Source organism: Pseudomonas sp. UBA6315 (assembly GCF_002438125.1).
Lineage (GTDB): Bacteria > Pseudomonadota > Gammaproteobacteria > Pseudomonadales > Pseudomonadaceae > Aquipseudomonas > Aquipseudomonas faucium.
Map to the genome: position 1 here is coordinate 1 of NZ_DJTF01000080.1, position 15,424 is coordinate 15,424.

The following is a 15,424-nucleotide window of genomic DNA, read 5'->3' on the forward strand; positions in this document are numbered from 1 at the left end:
GGGCGGCGCTCGATCTCATGCTCGCTGCAACTCTCACGGCTAGCCCATAGGGTTCGCCGCAACTCTCACGGCTAGCCCATAGGGTTCGCCGCAACTCTCACGGCAAACCCATAGGGCCCACCGCAACCCTCACGGCAAGCCCATCAATAGGGCTTGTCACCAATAATACCGGCGCGGTTCATCTTGCGGTGGCAGGGCGGGTAGTCCATGACCGCGTAATGCTGGGTGCTACGGTTGTCCCAGATGGCAATGCTGTTGGGCTTCCAGCGCCAGCGCACCTGATACTCGGGGATCGTCGCCTGGCTGATCAGGTAACGCAGCTCGGACGCCCCTGGGTTGAAGTCCTGCCCGAAGCGCACCCGCTCAGGCGTGTGGTAGTTGCTGAAGTGGGTGGCGAAACTGTTGACGAACAGCACCTTCTCGCCGGTTTCCGGGTGGGTGCGCACCACCGGGTGCTCGGCATCCGGGTAGCGCGCCTTGAGCGCCAGGCGCTTGTCGATGGGCATGGCGGCGCCAAAGCTGGCCTCGAGGCTGTGCCGCGCGCGCAGGCCTTCGATCTTGGCCTTGACGTCCGCCGGCAGGCGCTCGTAGGCCACCACCATGTTCGCCCACACGGTGTCGCCGCCCACCGGCGGGCATTCGAGGCAGCGCAGCACCGCGCCCATGGAAGGGTTCTCGCGCCAGGTGGTGTCGGTGTGCCAGGCGTTCTCGTAGCGGTCTACCGGCGTTTCTGGCGACTTGTGGATCTGCACCAGGCCCGGGTGCTCGGGGTGGCTGCCGACCACCGGGTGGTCCTCCAGCTCGCCGAAGCGCCGGGCGAACGCCACGTGCTCGGCGTGGCTGATGTCCTGGTTGCGCAGAAACAGCACGCGGTGCTTGAGCAGCTGCTGGCGAACCTCGGCGAACAGGCCGTCGTCGTGGATGGCGTCGGCCAGGTTCAGGCCCACCAGCTCGGCACCGATGGTGCAGGTCAGTTGTTCGACTTGCATGATGTGGCCCGCCCTTAGATGCAGAAGATCGATGAACCGGTGGTCTTGCGTGCCTCCAGGTCGCGGTGGGCTTGCACGGCGTCCTTGAGTTCGTACTGCTGGTTGATCTCGATCTTGATCCGCCCGCTGGCCACATGGTCGAACAGCTCGCCGGCCAGGGCGGCTTTCTCGGCCGGGTCGGCGATGTAGTCGGCCAGGGCCGGGCGGGTCAGCATCAGCGAGCCCTTCATCGCCAGGATCTGCGGGTCGAACGGTTCGATGGTGCCCGAGGCGGTGCCCACGCAAACCATCAGGCCACGGCGCTTGAGCGAGTCGAGCGAGCCCATGAAGGTGGTGCGCCCGACGCTGTCGAACACCACGTTCACGCCCACGCCGTCGGTAATTTCGCGCACGCGGCTGGCCACGTCCTCGCGGCTGTAGTTGATGATGTGGCTGCAGCCATGGGCACGGGCAAGCTCGGCCTTGGCCTCGGTGGACACGGTGCCGATCACGTTCAGGCCGAGCAGCTTGGCCCACTGCGACACGATAAGCCCGACACCGCCAGCAGCGGCATGCAGCAGCACGCTGTCACCCGGCTTGAAGGCGTAGATGCGGCGCAGCAGGTAGGACGATGTGAGGCCGCGCATGGTCATGGCCGCGGCGGTTTGGCAGCTGATGTTGGCTGGCAGCTTGATCAGCGGTGCGGCCGGGATGATGCGCTCGGTGCTGTAGGCGCCGAGGGTGTTGATGAAGCCTGTGTAGGTGACGCGGTCACCGACTGCGACGTTGCTCACGCTCGCGCCCAGGGCCACCACGACGCCGGCTGCCTCGACGCCGATGCCGTTGGGCATGGGGATCGGGTAGGTGCCATTGCGAAAATAGGTATCGGCGTAGTTCAGGCCCACGGCCTCGTGGCGAAGCAGGACCTCGCCCGGGCCTGGTTCACCCACCTCGACATCTTCGTAGCGAAGGACTTCGGGGGCACCGGTTTCGTAGAAGCGCACGGCTTTGGCCATGGGTGTGTTCTCCAGTCTGCATTGTTGTTGTGAGCGTTGGATCACGCTGGAACAGACTGTAGGGCGGGGGTGCAACGGGGCGCTTCACATCGGGTGACAGGTGCCTGTCTTTTCATGACAGGGGCCTGACGGACACGGCAGCCAGTGCCCGCCAGCTGCCCGGGCTCTATTTAGGCATCAATACCGTGTCGATCACGTGGATCACGCCGTTGGCCTGCATCACGTCGGCAATCGTGATCGCGGCCTTGCCGCCATTGGCATCCACCACCCACAGCTTGCCGTCATGCAGCATGACGGTCAGCGGCTCGCCCTGGACGGTTTTGAGCATGGCCTTGCCACCGTGCATCTTGGCATCGGCCATCAACTGCTTGGAGGTGTGGGTACCGGCCACCACGTGATAGGTCAGCACCTTGGTGAGGTCGGCCTTGTGTTCCGGTTTCACCAGGTTGTCGAGCGCCCCTGCCGGCAGTTTGGCGAAGGCTTCGTTGGTGGGCGCAAAGACCGTGAACGGGCCTTTGCCGTTGAGGGTGTCGACCAGGCCCGCGGCCTTCACGGCGGCCACCAGGGTGGTGTGGTCCTTGGAGTTGACGGCGTTCTCGACGATGGTCTTGTTGGGGTACATGGCGGCCCCGCCGACCATCACGGTATCGCCGGCAAAGCTCGGTGATGCGGCAAGGCAGAGGGCTGCGAGGCACGTTGCGGCAATGCGTTGAACAAAGGTAAGCATGATGCGACTCCTCGATCGTTCGTGCCTTCGAATGAAGGTGTGCAATGTACGAGTCAGGCGCCGAAACGGATGCATCACAGCGACGATATCTTGCCCTGGGCGACGACCGGTCCTGTCGGCAGCCCGGTGGGCGAGCCGTTGGGCGGCTCCAGCGACACGGCCAGCACGGCGCCGTCGATGAGCGCGCCATCCAGCCCGGGCGGCACGTCGAGGCTGACGGCATCATCGGTTGGCAGCAGGCCCAGGGAATGCGGCTTGCCATCGGCGCCGATCAACCAGGCCTGGGCACTCTTGCCTTGCCAGTCATGGCTGCGGGTCGGCACGAACAGCACGGCGCGGCCCTCGGCCAATACCGTGGCGGCGAACAGGGTATTGCCGTCGTTCTGTTGCAGCCGGGCGAGCAGGGCGGGTGCCGAGGGCGGTGCAGAAGGCGCTTGCAGCAGCGCCAGGGAGGCCACCAGCAGGGCGGCGCACAGTGCCGCTGCGGTCCAGCGCCAGAGGCGGATGTCGTTCCAGCCGCCGCGGGGTTTGCTGGCGGTGCCGGCGGGGAACAATTGGCGCTCGATGGCGCGCCATGTGCCCTGCGGGGCCTGGACCGGGGCGATCTGTGCCTGCCAGCTGTCGAAGTGCCGCTGCCAGGCGGCGATGCTGGCCTGCAGGCGTGGGTCCTGCGCGGCGCGGGCCTGCAGCTGCAGCTGTTGCTCGCGGGGCAGCACGCCCAGCACGTACTCGGCGATCAGCAGGTCGGGGTCATTGTCATCCGGCTGTTGGTTGTCGCTCATAGGCCCAGGCACACTCGAAGTCGAAGCAAGCCGCGGCGAATCCAGCTTTTCATGGTCCCCAGCGGGATGCCATGGCGCTGGGCCAGTTCTGCGTACGAATAGCCTTCGAAGAAGGCCACGCGGATGTAGCGTTGCTGGTCGGCGTCCAGCGTCTCCAGGCAGCGGTCCAGCTGGCTGCCCTGGCGCTCGCGCTCGACGGTTTCACTGACGCTTTCCTGTTGCGGCCATTCGTGCACCGCATCGAGCGTTTCGCAAGGGTGCAGCACACGGCGCCGGTCAATGGCCTTGTGGCGGGCCATGCTGGCCAGCCAGGTCACGGCGCTGGCCAGTTGCGGGTTGAACGTGGCCGCCTTGAGCCAGGCATTGGTGTACACCTCCTGCAGCACTTCCTCGGCCTCGGCGCGGTTGCCCAAATAGTGCAGGCAGATGCCGAACAGGCGGGCGGAAGTGGCGTGGTACAGGGTCTCGAATGCCAGGCGGTTGCCTTGGGCGCAGGCCTGCAACAGCAGGTTCTGCGCCGTGGCTGTGCTGTTTGGCACGGATTGCGGATCGATCGTCACCTGGCTCTGCCCCCGCGCAGCTTTGCAGCTACTGTAGTCGGCTTTTGCCCCTGCGGTGGCCGAGCGCTCACTCCACCGCCTCGGCCAGCCCCTGGTCCTCGCCCAAAAAGCCTCCGCTCTGGTGCTGCCAGAGCCGCGCATAGGTGCCATTTCGGGCCAGCAGCTCGCTGTGCGTGCCTTGCTCGATGATGCGCCCTTCGTCCATCACGATCAGCCGGTCCATGGCCGCGATGGTGGACAGCCGGTGGGCGATGGCGATCACGGTCTTGCCTTGCATCATTTCATCCAGGCTTTCCTGGATCGCCACTTCCACTTCCGAGTCCAGCGCGCTGGTGGCTTCGTCCAGCAGCAGGATCGGCGCGTTCTTGAGCATCACCCGGGCAATGGCGATGCGCTGGCGCTGGCCGCCGGACAGCTTGATGCCGCGCTCGCCGACCAGGGTGTCGTAGCCACTGTGGCCCTGGCGGTCGCTGAGCTGCTGGATGAAGCCATCGGCCTGGGCATTGAACGCGGCCCTGCGGATTTGCGCATCGGTGGCATCCGGGCGGCCGTAGGCGATGTTGTCGCGGATCGAGCGGTGCAGCAGCGAGGTGTCCTGGGTGACCATGCCGATGGCGCTGCGCAGGCTGTCCTGGGTCACCTTGGCGACGTTCTGGCCGTCGATGCTGATGGTGCCGCTGTCGACGTCGTAGAAGCGCAGCAGCAGGTTGATCAGGGTGGACTTGCCGGCACCGGAACGGCCCACCAGGCCGACCTTTTCACCCGGGCGAATGTGCAGGCTCAGGCCATCGAGCACCTGGCGCTCGCCGTTGTAGTTGAAGCTGACGTTGTCGAAGGTCACCGCACCGCCTGCGGTCACCAGCACCCCGGCATCCGGCGCATCCTGCACCTTGGGGCCGCGGGTGAGGGTGGCCATGCCGTCCTGCACCGTGCCGATGTTCTCGAACAGCGAGGTCATCTGCCACATGATCCAGTGCGACATGCCATTGATGCGCAGGGCCATGGCGGTGATCGCCGCCACCGCGCCGGTGCCGACCTGGCCCTGGTGCCACAGCCACAAGGCGTAGCCGCCGGCGCCCAGGATCAGGCCGACCACCAGCGCCTGGTTGACGATCTCGAACTGGCTGACCAGGCGCATCTGGCGAAAGCCGGTTTGCTTGAAGTCTTCCATCGCCGCCCGGGCGAAATGCGCCTCGCGCTTGGAGTGGGAGAACAGCTTGACGGTGGTGATGTTGGTGTAGGCATCGGAGACCCGGCCGGTCATCGAGGAGCGGGCGTGGGCCTGCTCCTGCCCGACCCGGCCCAGGCGCGGCACGAAGTACAGCATGGCCAGCCCGAACAGGGCGAGCCAGGCAATGAACGGCAGCATCAGTTTCAGGGCAAAGCCACCGGCCAGGGCGATGATGGCGATGAAGTACACGCCGATGCCAGGCACGATCTCGATCAGCGTGAACAGCACCTCGCGCACCGCCAGCGCGGTCTGCATCACCTTGGTGGTGACCCGCCCGGAGAATTCGTCGGAGAAGAACGACAGGCTTTGCCGCAGCATCAGGCGGTGGAAGTCCCAGCGCAGGCGCAGCGGCAGGTTGATCGCCAGCACCTGGTGTTGCATGAGGGTGCGCAACGCCACCAGCACGATACTCGCCAGCAGCACCAGGCCGATGCCCCACAGCACGCGCATTTCCTCAGCGCCGACCGCACCGCCCGACTGCCAGGTGGAGAGCAGATCGACCACCTGGCCGAGGAAGGAGAACAGCCAGGCTTCGTAGATCGACACGCCGGCACTGAACAGCGCCAGCGCCAGGATGTAGCCGCGCGCGCCGCGGGTGCAGGCCCACATGAACCGCACCAGGCCCGCCGGGGGCGGTGGGGCTTCGTCGGGCGGAAATGGGTCGAGCCATCGTTCGAAGATACGCAGCATGGTGATTTCCCTAATGATCAGCTGGGCGCGCTTGGGGCAACGTCGACGGCGCGCCGGTCCGGTAACCATACATCAGGTTCATGCGTTTCTCTGTCCGAGGGGCCGCTGCGCGGCCAAATCGCCGGCAAGCCGGCTCCCACAGGAGAAGCTGCATCGCCCTGTGTGGGAGCCGGCTTGCCGGCGATTGGGCTCCACGCGTTTACTTGCCGTGCTTGGCCTGCAGGGCCTTGGCCTGCTCCAGGTGGTGCTGCAGGGTCGGCAAGGCGTCGCTGGCGAAGGCCTTGAGTTCAGCCTTGTCGGAAGACGCCGCTTCCTTCGTGAACAGCTCCACCGCTTTTTCGTGGGCATCGACCTGGTTGTTGACATAGGACTTGTCGAAGGACTCGTCGCGCCATTCGAGGATCATCTTCTTGACCTTGTCGGTCAGCGCCGCGTCATCGGGCACGCTGATGTCCAGGGAGCGGGCGATGTCGCCGAGCTTCTGGTTTCCCTTGGTGTGGTCGGTGACCATCTGCTGGGCGAATGTCTTGATTTCGGCATCCTGGGACTTTTCCATGGCCAGGTTGCCGGTCACCACTTCGGCGATCCCGGCCTCGGTGGCGGCATCGACGAAGTCATTGGAGCTGGCGGCCATCACGTGGAAGGAGGCCATGCTCATCAACAAGGTAACGCCGGCGATCTTGAAAAATGGCTTGCTCATCTTTCACTCCTCAAAGGGACGCGACTTCGATGTCGCATTCGGTTGAGCGGCGCTGGCGGGCAAAGGTTTAATTTTTCTACACCCACCGTTGGTCCCCCCGTTGGCTATCCGGATCGAATCCCTGCCGATTGGCGAAATCACAGTTTGTAGTCACGGTGGAGGCACCCGGTATGACGGTGATGAGCCCTGCAGGCACTCGCCAATTGGCGCAATTGGCAGTCGATGACCCGCAAACGCGTTACCAGGCCATGCTGCAAGGCCCCTACCCAGGGGGCCGCGAGTGGCTTGCCTGGCAGTTGCGCCGTACCGAGACGCTGGCCGACGACCTGCCCGATACGCCCGCAGCGCTTGCACAGTGGGCCAGCGCCCATGCAGCAAAGGTGGCCGGCGAGCACGCGGCTTATCTTCGCCAGCGCGCCGATGGCGCCCCCCGGCGCTACTTCGCCACTCGCGCCCAGGCCTTGTGGTTCGTGCAACAGGTCGCGCCGACCAAGCTGGTCGATGGCGCCTGGCTGCACGCCACCTTGCGCCACTGGCGCGACCCCCGTTGGCACGGGTTGATCCGCACCTTCCTCGAAGAACTCGGCGACGGCGACCCCCGCTGCAACCATGTGCTGATCTACCAGCGGCTGCTGGGCCGCCTCGGCTGCACCCAGGTCATGCCGCTGGAGCCCGCCAGGTACCTGCAGGGCGCTTTGCAACTGGCGCTCGGCGAGCACGGCGAGGCCTTTTTGCCGGAGGTGATCGGCTACAACCTGGGCTACGAACAACCGCCACTGCACCTGCTGATTACCACCCACGAGCTGGCCGAACTCGGCATCGACGCTCATTACTTCCGCCTGCATGTGACCATCGACAATGCCGCCAGCGGCCATGCCCGCCGCGCGCTGGACGCCTTGCGCCTGCTGATGCCTGTCGACGATGCGCAGGCCTTCTATGCGCGGGTTCGACAGGGCTATCGCCTCAACGAAATGGGCATCGATACACCGTCGCTGATTGCCAGCTTCGACCTGCAAGCGCAACTGGTGGCCGCACTGGAGCGCAAACGGGTATTCGGCCAGTGCATGCACGGCGACCACTGCCTGCTGCAAGGCCGCACCATCAACCAGTGGCTTGCCGAGCCTGCCGGGATGCCGGGCTTTTTGCGCGCACTAGAGGCGCAGCGCTGGGTGCGGCGCGGCGAAGACCCGCAGCACAGCCGTTTCTGGACCCTGATCGACGGCCCGGTGGCCGCCATGTTCGGCGTGTTCAACGCCTATGAAAAACAGCTCTGGTACGACTGGATCGCCAACGACTGGCCGGGCGTGACCTACCGGCGCGTGTCACCCGGGCAGTGGGAAAAGGAACTGGCGCTGGAGCCCGAGCACGACACTTCGCAGGGCCTGCCAGGCGTGGAGCGCATGATCGAGCAGATGTCGGCCGGCCGCCATGCCGAGCCCGAGGGCCTGCGTGCTACCCGCGATTTCATCCGCGCCACGGGCCTGGCCCACGGAGGGCCGCACTGATGTTGCTCGACCAGCAGCAGGCCCAGGCCGACCACGCGCTGTTGCAACTGGGGCGGCGCCTGCGCGCCGATGGCTATCGCTTCACCTGCCCGACACCGGCCACGCAGGCGCGGGTCAATGCCCGGCCCGAGCTGCACCAGGCCCATGACCTGCGCGGCGTGTTCGGCTGGAGCCGGCCCTTCTCACCGGCGTTGCTCAGCGCTGACGAACTGCGGCAACTGACAGCGGCCGGCGTGCTGAAAGAGGAGGGTGGCCTGCTGCGCAGCACGGTGCGCTGGTCGAGCCTCGATGACCTGCTACTGGTACATTCGGCCTGGCCCACCGACAGCAGCGACGCGGTGTTCTTCGGCCCCGACAGCTACCGCTTCGCCCAGGTTATCGGCGACCACCTGCAGCACCGCGCAACGCCGGTGCAGCATGCCGTGGACATCGGTTGCGGCAGCGGCATCGGTGCGCTGCTGATCGCCCGCGCCGCGCCCCATGCGCAGGTCAGTGCGCTGGACATCAACCCCCTGGCGCTGCGCTATACCGCCATCAATGCGGCGCTGGCCGGCATCGCCACTGTGTCGGTGGAGCCCAGCGACCTGCTGGCCGGCATCACCGGTAGCTTCGACCTGATCGTGGCCAACCCGCCGTACATGCTCGATGCCGGCCAACGCACCTACCGCCATGGCGGCGGCGCCCTGGGCGCCGAGCTGTCGTTGCGCATCGTCGAACAGGCGTGCCAGCGCTTGGCGCGGGGCGGCACGTTGCTGCTGTACAGCGGTGTCGCCATGGTCGAAGGCCGCGATGCCCTGCATGAGGCGGTGCAGCAGCGCCTGCACGGGTCGGCCTTCAGCTGGGCCTACCGCGAAGTGGACCCCGACGTGTTCGGCGAACAGTTGCTAGAGCCTGGCTATGAGCAGGTCGAGCGCATTGCCGCTGTCGCCTTGACCCTCACCCGCAATGGCTGATCGGGCCATGCCTGCGAGCTGCACGTTCGGCATCGAGGAGGAATACCTGCTGGTCGATCTTGCCAGCGGCCAGGTGCAGGCCAGGCCATCGAAGGCCGTGGCCCGTTGCTGCAGGGAGGCTCTGGGCGCGCATTTTGCCGAAGAGATGTTCTGCAGCCAGATCGAGCTGGTATCCCCGGTGCTCGGCAACCTGCACCAGGCCCGCAGCTTCTTCGGCGAGCACCGCCAGCGCCTGAACAGCGCGCTGGCCGAGCACGGGCTGGGCCTGTATGGCGCCGCCAGCCACCCCAGCGCCCAGTGGCGACGCCAGCAACCCCGCAGTAGCGGGCATTACCGCCAGCTCTTCGACGACTACCAGGCCGTGGCCCGGCGCAGCCTGCTGTCGGGGTTGCACGTGCATGTCGGCGTGCCTGCCGGGTGCGACCGCATGCAGTTGATCAACCGCGTGCTGTACTGGCTGCCGTTGTTTCTGCTGCTCAGCACCTCGTCGCCGTTGTGGAGTGGCGAGGTTACCGGCTACCGCAGCTATCGCCGGGTGATCTGTGGCGAATGGCCGTACATGGGGCTGCCCGAAGCGCTGCCGGACTGGAACGCCTACCTGCGCTACCGGGCGCTGCTGCAACGCACCGCAGCGCTGGATGCCAAAGGGGATTTCTGGTGGGCGCTGCGCCCGTCGCGGCGCTACCCGACGGTCGAGTTGCGCATCTGCGACGCCTGCCCGCGGCTGGAGGATGGGCTGGCAATCGCGGGCTTGTTCCGCCACTTGGTCGAGCATGAACTGCAGCCCCACGCGGGTTGGCGGCCGATGACCCGGGAGCTGCGCTGGGTCACCCAGGAGAACTACTGGCGGGCCTGCCGCTATGGGCGCCAAGGCACCTTCATTGGGCTTCACCAAGAGCAACCGGTGACTGCCGCAGGCTGGCTGGCGCAGTTCGAGGCATTGCTGCCTGCGGCCTGCGTGGATGCCGAGCGCTCGTTCAGGCACGCGGCGCGGATCATCGCCGAGGGCACCAGTGCCGAACGCCAGCTGGCGGCATTCGAGCAGGCCCGCACGCAAGGTTTCGACTTGCGTGGGGCGATGCGGGCGGTGGTGGGGCAGGTGCTGGAGGATGCCCGGCATTGACCCGGCACCGCCGCTGGCGGTCAATCAACCGGCCGTGCCGTTGTCCAGGCGCAAATCTGCCGTGCCGAGCGCGGTCAGTTCCGACTCGATGTTCTGGGTACGGCACAGCCCCAGATAGACCAAGGCCGAAACCGCCAGGCCTATTGGCATGCTGATGTCAGCACCGCCCAGCTGCTCGGCGATGTAACCGGTGTACAGGCCCGTGTTGGAGAACGGCAGCATGGCGATGAAGCCCACCAGGTAGGCGCCGATGCCCCTCCAGTTCCAGCGGCCATAGATGCCATTGGGGTTGAAGATTTCCGTGATCGAGTAGCGCCCGTGCCTGACGGCGTAGAAGTCCACCAGGTTGATGGCGGTCCACGGCGTGAACAGGTAGAGCAATATCGCCAGGAAATCACCGAACTCCTTCACGAAGTTGTCATTTGCCAGCAACGCCAGCAGCATGGCCGCGCTGCCCACCACCAGCATTGCCATGATGCGTTTGAACAAGGTCGAGGTTTGCGTCTTGAGCGTGTCGATGATGCTGAGCAATGTGATGGAGGCGCCGTAGAAGTTCTGCGCGGCGCTGGTGATCAGAATCAGCACGGACACCACCACGAGGGTTTTGCCGAAGCCGGCAAACACCATGTCGCCGACCATGATCAAGCCCGCTGCCAGGTTTTGCCCGGGGCTCAAAGCCGCTGCGGCCGCGCCGATCAACATCATCCAGACGCCGCCGATCATGGCGCCGAGGTAGGTCCACCAGAACGACGCACGCACACTGACTTCGGCCGGCAAGTAACGCGAATAATCGGACACGTAGATTGCCCAGCTGAGTTGGTAGGCGGCGGCAACGAAAAACTGCGCGAGAAACGCATTTAAGTTGAAGTCCTGCAAGGCCAGCTGGCGCTCGGGCAGCTTCAGCCACACCGCCAGGCCAATGGTCAGCACCGCCATCATGGCCACCATGACGAAGGCCAGGCCTCGCTGAACCTTGTGGAAGGAGTTGTACCCCACGATGGCCATGAAAATGGCCAGCAGCGAGAAGGCCATGGCCGATCCTTGCGCGGAAACTCCGGTGAGTTCGTGCAAGGTCTGGCCGACCAGTAGCTGGTTGAACGCGTTGTAGCCGATGTAGGTGACGATCGCCACCAGGTACACCAGCAAGGCGCCGATATAGCCGAACTGCGGGCGCGACTGGATGAGTTGCGGCAACCCCATCTGCGGCCCCTGGGTGGAATGGCCGGCCATGAACAGCGTGCCGAACGCGCAACCCAGCACGATTGCTATGGCCGACCAGATCAGGTTGGCGCCCATCGCGATGCCGATGATCCCGACAGCCAGCGTGGTGAGCTGCGCGCCTCCGCAAAACCAGATCGGCCACAGGTGCCAGGCTTTGCCGTGGCGTTCCGAATGGGGAACATGATCGATGGAGCGTACTTCGAAAGTAAACCGTCCAGCGGGCGAGCCAGGTGCTTTCGTTGACATGATTACAGTACCTGTAGTTATTGTTTAGTACATGTATTGATTGGAGAGAGACGATGCAAAAGCCCGCAGACGTTGAACTTCACTGTCAGGGTAGGGAATCCGTTTTATTAGGGCGTCGCAAACGGGCGGTGTAACTTTGCTGCTGATCTATGAACAGGCGAGCGGGCCACGCAATCAAGGCGTGAACCACTCGGGATACACGGTGTTCACTGCAACTTCATAGATTCAATACTTCGCGCTGAAACTGCGTTCGATTTCGCTCGCCAGCCTTAGAATGGTTTCCTCGTCGCCAAACTTGCCGACCAGTTGCAAACCGATTGGCAGCCCGTCACCCATCACGCCAATGGGCACGCTGATTGCGGGTTGCCCGGTGAGGTTGAACAGTTCGGTGAAGGGCGAGAAGGCATAGGCGTTGTCGTACCAGACTTGCAGTTCCTGCGCTTTCGCCGCGGTAAATCCACCGATCAGGGGTGGGGCGAGGGCCACGGTCGGGGTGACCAGCACGTCGATGTCCTCGAACAGCGCCGCCATGTGCCGCGACAGCCGGTTCTGCACCTGCCTTGCGTTGTACACATCCAGCGCCGAGCGCGCTTTCGATGCCTGGTACATGGCATAGGTGACCCACTCGACATCGTCTTCCTGTAGCGGGCGGCCAAGGTCGAGCGAGCGCTGGGTCATCAGCGCCTCGATCTCCAGCTGCCAGAACACCGCCGCCGCATCCCCGGCGCCGGTGATATCGGGCCACTTGAAGTCCTGCAGGCGATGCCCGTCAGCGCCGAGGAAATCGACCACGGCCAGCACCGACCCGCGAATGGCGTCGTCGATATCGCTGCCGTCGGGCCTGTTGCAGCTGAAGGCAATCTTCAGCGGCGCGGACTTGGCCTGCAGGCTGGCAAGCCAGGAGCCAGGGCCTGGCGGCGCGGCATAAGGGGCGCCGGCTTCGTAGCCCGCCAGTACATCGAGCATCAGTGCGGTGTCGCGAACCGTTCGGGTAAGCACGTGCTCGCAATCCAGGCCACCGACAAACTCGCCAACGTGCGGGCCGACCGGGTTGCGCCCACGGGTAGGCTTCAACCCCACCACCCCGCATACCGCTGCTGGCACTCGGATCGACCCGCCACAATCGGTGCCATGGGCAACCGGCACCATGCCGGCCGCCACCGCGCAGGCCGAGCCACCGCTGGAGCCGCCGGATGCGTAGCGTGGGTTTCTGGGGTTGCGGCAAGGGCCGAAATATTCGGGCTCGGTGACGAAGTCGCCGGCAAATTCGGGCGTCTTGGTTTTACCCAGGATGACCGCACCGGCTTGGCGCAAGCGCCTCACGAACTCACTGTCGGCCGTTGCTGCAGGGGCGTCCTTGTACAGGCGCGAGCCATGGCGCGTAGGCAAGCCGCAGACGTCGATATTGGTGTCCTTGATCAGCACCGGCAGCCCTGCCAACGGGCCTGACTTGCGCTGCGCCGCAGATTGTCGGGCGCCGTCGACATCGACCGACACCAGTGCTCCAAGTTGCGAGTCCTGCGCTTCGATTTCCCTGATCGCCAGTTCCACCAACTGCAAGGCGCTGACCTCGCCTGCGTCAATCAGTTGTTTGAGGCCAACCGCATCATTGTTCTTGTATTCGTCGCGAGTCATTACTGCACCTTGAGGTTGTAGCCAAGTAAGTTGTTGAGAAACTCATAAGCCAGTTGTCGAGATTCCCTGAGGGCCTCCTGCGTTGGGTCGATGGCTGCGCGCAGCCAGATGCCGTCGATGAATACCGCGATCATCCGCGCCTTTGCGCGCGCCGCTTGGGCGTCCATCGTTTTTGCCAGGGCATGGAACAACAGCGAATGGCTTCGCCGCGCCACGATGTCTTGAATCCGCTGGAACTGGGCGTGCTGGGGAACCTGCGCCCAGAAGGCCAGCCAGGCGGCGACGTTTTCGCGGGTGAGGTTCAGTGCACTGACGTTGCCCAGCACGAATGCCTGGACACGTTCGTCAGGTGTCTGCGCGGCGCGCAGGTGGTTGAAGATCTCTGCGTTGATGCGCTTGTTCAGTTCACGCAACGTGGCTTCGAGCAGGGCGTTCTTGTCGGAAAAGTAGTGGTGCACGATCCCGTTCGACATGCCGGAGCGCGCGCTGACCTGGGCCATGCTGGTGCCCGCCAGGCCTTGCTCACCGATCAGGCTGAGCGTCGCTTCGACCAGCTGTTTCTTGCGGATTTCCTGCATTCCGACCTTGGGCATGACCGCTTTCCTTTTTTTCATTGGTTGCTCAATGAAAAAAAATTAGCACTCATTTTCAGCCCGGATCAAGCAAAAGGTCCGTCATCCGCCCGAGCGGCAGGATGATGACGGACATGCCTAGGTGCAGGTCGTTTTCAGGCAGTTTTCAAGCGTGCGTGAGCGCCGCTGCGGCCAGTTTCGCAATCTCGAGCCTGCAACCGGTTTCATCACCCGCTTCGAGCATCCAGGCTGCCGAGAGCCCGGCCCAGGCAAGCACCCATTGCAACAGCCGTGGCCGATCGATTGCGGCGGCTTCGGCGATAAGCGCTATGCGCCGCGCAAAGCGCCCCGGCGCAAGGGCGCTGGCATCATCCGGGTTGCAGAGAATATTGGCGTAGTCGAAGCCGCGCTCGCCATGCAGCCCCTTGGGGTCGATGGCGAGCCAGCCGCGCGGGCCGAAATCGAGCACATTGGCGTGATGGATATCGCCGTGCAGCGCCACCACGTCGCGCGGCGCCGCCAGCAGCTCGGTTGCAGCCCGGGCGCTGTGTGCCAGGATGCCGCCATGGGTTGCGGCGCCATGCCATAGCGCCTCGAACCAGTGTTCGAGCGGCACCAATGTCGGCAGCGGCCTGGCGCGAGGGCGGTGCAGGCGGGCGGCTACCGCGCACAGGGTGCGCGTGGCCTCATCATCGCGGCCACCCTCGACCCACTGCGCAAGCGCTGCCGAGCCTTGCGCGCGTTCCATCAGCAACGCTCCGCCATCAAGCGCCAGCACGGGCGCTGCGCCGTCGCCTTGCCACCAGGCCATGAGCTGATTGCCTGCCAACTCCTCTGGCGATTGGGAGATTTTCAACATGGCGGCTACATCGCCCTGGCGAACGGGCAGCAGGTTGCCATTGAGCGAGGCGAAGGCCTCGCCGTCGCGGGTCAGGCCCCACCGTTTCAGGTACTGGTCAAACATCGTGGGCGAAATCCACCTCATAGATGCTGCGGGCAGCACGCACGGGCATGGCGCTTTCGATGGGCCTTACGTCACTCAACTCCCAGGCCAGCCAGCCTTCTTCGAAGTAACTGGCGCAGGCCGCCTGCATGTCCGCGAGCACGAATGGCCGCACCGCCTTCACGCGGACGATGGCCACGGCGATACCGTCGGCATCTTCCTCGCCTTCGGCATGCAGGAAGCGGCCGTTTTCCACGATCAGCAGGTCTTCGGAGGGGGCGAGGTCAGCGGGCCAGCGGCGAACTTCGAGGGTTTTCTCGCCAGCAGCGATCCGGCTGCCGCTGGGGCGGACGATTGACAGGGCTTTGATGGTGCGCTCCTTGAATGAACCGGCGAGTCTGGCTGGCAGCCCCGAGGTTTGTCAAAGCCGGTGGCGAGGGGAGTGGCCCCTCACACCTTGCGCGTTCGAGGCACTTTTCATGCAGGGAGGACTCTAGCCCAACCTAGACAATGGGTTGGCAGGCCTGGCGGGGTCAACTGACGTGCCCCAGC

General features: G+C 64.9%; 15 protein-coding genes. 3 read left to right on the forward strand and 12 right to left on the reverse strand.

The window, feature by feature from the left end; all coding sequences use genetic code 11:
• Window positions 1–143: 143 nt before the first annotated feature.
• The 7 genes from B3E94_RS10835 to B3E94_RS10865 all read right to left on the reverse strand — a co-directional run bounded on the left by B3E94_RS10835 (window position 144) and on the right by B3E94_RS10865 (window position 6,674).
• Window positions 144–989: a TauD/TfdA dioxygenase family protein gene (locus B3E94_RS10835; protein ID WP_286913478.1), complete on the reverse strand. Its 846-nt coding sequence runs from the start codon at window positions 987–989 to the stop codon at window positions 144–146.
• Between the two features lie 14 nt (window positions 990–1,003).
• A complete protein-coding gene (locus B3E94_RS10840; protein ID WP_286913479.1) occupies window positions 1,004–1,984 on the reverse strand; it encodes a quinone oxidoreductase family protein in 981 nt (326 codons plus the stop codon).
• A 166-nt stretch (window positions 1,985–2,150) separates the two neighbouring features.
• Window positions 2,151–2,711 carry a fasciclin domain-containing protein gene (locus tag B3E94_RS10845; protein WP_176517497.1) on the reverse strand — a complete coding sequence of 187 codons (561 nt, stop codon included), beginning with the start codon at window positions 2,709–2,711 and terminating at the stop codon, window positions 2,151–2,153.
• A gap of 74 nt (window positions 2,712–2,785) precedes the next feature.
• Window positions 2,786–3,493, reverse strand: coding sequence for an anti-sigma factor (locus B3E94_RS10850; protein ID WP_286913481.1), 708 nt, complete (start codon window positions 3,491–3,493; stop codon window positions 2,786–2,788).
• Window positions 3,490–4,032 (reverse strand): sigma-70 family RNA polymerase sigma factor, encoded by a 543-nt coding sequence (locus B3E94_RS10855; RefSeq protein ID WP_219824873.1) that lies wholly within the window; start codon window positions 4,030–4,032, stop codon window positions 3,490–3,492. Before B3E94_RS10855 ends, B3E94_RS10850 begins: the two co-directional genes overlap by 4 nt.
• Window positions 4,033–4,120: 88 nt before the next feature.
• Entirely contained in the window at window positions 4,121–5,974 is a 1,854-nt protein-coding gene (locus B3E94_RS10860; protein WP_286913483.1) for an ABC transporter ATP-binding protein, read from the reverse strand.
• A 199-nt stretch (window positions 5,975–6,173) separates the two neighbouring features.
• A complete protein-coding gene (locus B3E94_RS10865; RefSeq protein WP_286913484.1) occupies window positions 6,174–6,674 on the reverse strand; it encodes a DUF4142 domain-containing protein in 501 nt (166 codons plus the stop codon).
• Between the two features lie 170 nt (window positions 6,675–6,844).
• Here B3E94_RS10865 and B3E94_RS10870 point away from each other — a divergent pair, with 170 nt between their 5' ends.
• From B3E94_RS10870 to B3E94_RS10880, 3 genes are read left to right on the forward strand one after another with little or no spacing between them, the layout of a single operon-like run.
• A complete protein-coding gene (locus B3E94_RS10870) occupies window positions 6,845–8,179 on the forward strand; it encodes an iron-containing redox enzyme family protein (protein WP_286913485.1) in 1,335 nt (444 codons plus the stop codon).
• Window positions 8,179–9,132: a class I SAM-dependent methyltransferase gene (locus B3E94_RS10875; RefSeq protein WP_286913486.1), complete on the forward strand. Its 954-nt coding sequence runs from the start codon at window positions 8,179–8,181 to the stop codon at window positions 9,130–9,132. The genes B3E94_RS10870 and B3E94_RS10875 overlap by 1 nt, the downstream gene beginning before the upstream one ends.
• Before the next feature lie 7 nt (window positions 9,133–9,139).
• A complete protein-coding gene (locus B3E94_RS10880; protein WP_286913487.1) occupies window positions 9,140–10,255 on the forward strand; it encodes a carboxylate-amine ligase in 1,116 nt (371 codons plus the stop codon).
• A 24-nt stretch (window positions 10,256–10,279) separates the two neighbouring features.
• Here B3E94_RS10880 and B3E94_RS10885 read toward each other — a convergent pair whose 3' ends face one another.
• The 5 genes from B3E94_RS10885 to B3E94_RS10905 form a co-directional block, all read right to left on the reverse strand.
• Window positions 10,280–11,722, reverse strand: a complete 1,443-nt coding sequence (locus tag B3E94_RS10885; protein WP_286913488.1) for a purine-cytosine permease family protein — start codon at window positions 11,720–11,722, stop codon at window positions 10,280–10,282.
• Window positions 11,723–11,947: 225 nt separating this feature from the next.
• Window positions 11,948–13,357 carry an amidase gene (locus B3E94_RS10890; RefSeq protein WP_286913489.1) on the reverse strand — a complete coding sequence of 470 codons (1,410 nt, stop codon included), beginning with the start codon at window positions 13,355–13,357 and terminating at the stop codon, window positions 11,948–11,950.
• Window positions 13,357–13,950: a transcriptional regulator BetI gene (betI, locus tag B3E94_RS10895; RefSeq protein ID WP_286913490.1), complete on the reverse strand. Its 594-nt coding sequence runs from the start codon at window positions 13,948–13,950 to the stop codon at window positions 13,357–13,359. The genes B3E94_RS10890 and betI overlap by 1 nt, the downstream gene beginning before the upstream one ends.
• 145 nt (window positions 13,951–14,095) lie before the next feature.
• The gene (locus tag B3E94_RS10900) at window positions 14,096–14,893 is read right to left on the reverse strand and encodes an aminoglycoside phosphotransferase family protein (RefSeq protein ID WP_286913492.1); all 798 of its coding nucleotides are present in this window, start codon (window positions 14,891–14,893) and stop codon (window positions 14,096–14,098) included.
• The gene (locus B3E94_RS10905) at window positions 14,886–15,281 is read right to left on the reverse strand and encodes an ASCH domain-containing protein (RefSeq protein ID WP_313393655.1); all 396 of its coding nucleotides are present in this window, start codon (window positions 15,279–15,281) and stop codon (window positions 14,886–14,888) included. The genes B3E94_RS10900 and B3E94_RS10905 overlap by 8 nt, the downstream gene beginning before the upstream one ends.
• Between the last annotated feature and the right edge of the window lie 143 nt (window positions 15,282–15,424).

Bases quoted from the DNA above. Each gene is read 5' to 3' on its own strand.
- B3E94_RS10835 (WP_286913478.1), bottom strand. From the start codon at position 989: ATGCAAGTCGAACAACTGACCTGCACCATCGGTGCCGAGCTGGTGGGC.
- B3E94_RS10840 (WP_286913479.1), bottom strand. From the start codon at position 1,984: ATGGCCAAAGCCGTGCGCTTCTACGAAACCGGTGCCCCCGAAGTCCTT.
- B3E94_RS10845 (WP_176517497.1), bottom strand. From the start codon at position 2,711: ATGCTTACCTTTGTTCAACGCATTGCCGCAACGTGCCTCGCAGCCCTC.
- B3E94_RS10850 (WP_286913481.1), bottom strand. From the start codon at position 3,493: ATGAGCGACAACCAACAGCCGGATGACAATGACCCCGACCTGCTGATC.
- B3E94_RS10860 (WP_286913483.1), bottom strand. From the start codon at position 5,974: ATGCTGCGTATCTTCGAACGATGGCTCGACCCATTTCCGCCCGACGAA.
- B3E94_RS10865 (WP_286913484.1), bottom strand. From the start codon at position 6,674: ATGAGCAAGCCATTTTTCAAGATCGCCGGCGTTACCTTGTTGATGAGC.
- B3E94_RS10870 (WP_286913485.1), top strand. From the start codon at position 6,845: ATGACGGTGATGAGCCCTGCAGGCACTCGCCAATTGGCGCAATTGGCA.
- B3E94_RS10875 (WP_286913486.1), top strand. From the start codon at position 8,179: ATGTTGCTCGACCAGCAGCAGGCCCAGGCCGACCACGCGCTGTTGCAA.
- B3E94_RS10880 (WP_286913487.1), top strand. From the start codon at position 9,140: ATGCCTGCGAGCTGCACGTTCGGCATCGAGGAGGAATACCTGCTGGTC.
- B3E94_RS10885 (WP_286913488.1), bottom strand. From the start codon at position 11,722: ATGTCAACGAAAGCACCTGGCTCGCCCGCTGGACGGTTTACTTTCGAA.
- B3E94_RS10890 (WP_286913489.1), bottom strand. From the start codon at position 13,357: ATGACTCGCGACGAATACAAGAACAATGATGCGGTTGGCCTCAAACAA.
- betI (WP_286913490.1), bottom strand. From the start codon at position 13,950: ATGCCCAAGGTCGGAATGCAGGAAATCCGCAAGAAACAGCTGGTCGAA.
- B3E94_RS10900 (WP_286913492.1), bottom strand. From the start codon at position 14,893: ATGTTTGACCAGTACCTGAAACGGTGGGGCCTGACCCGCGACGGCGAG.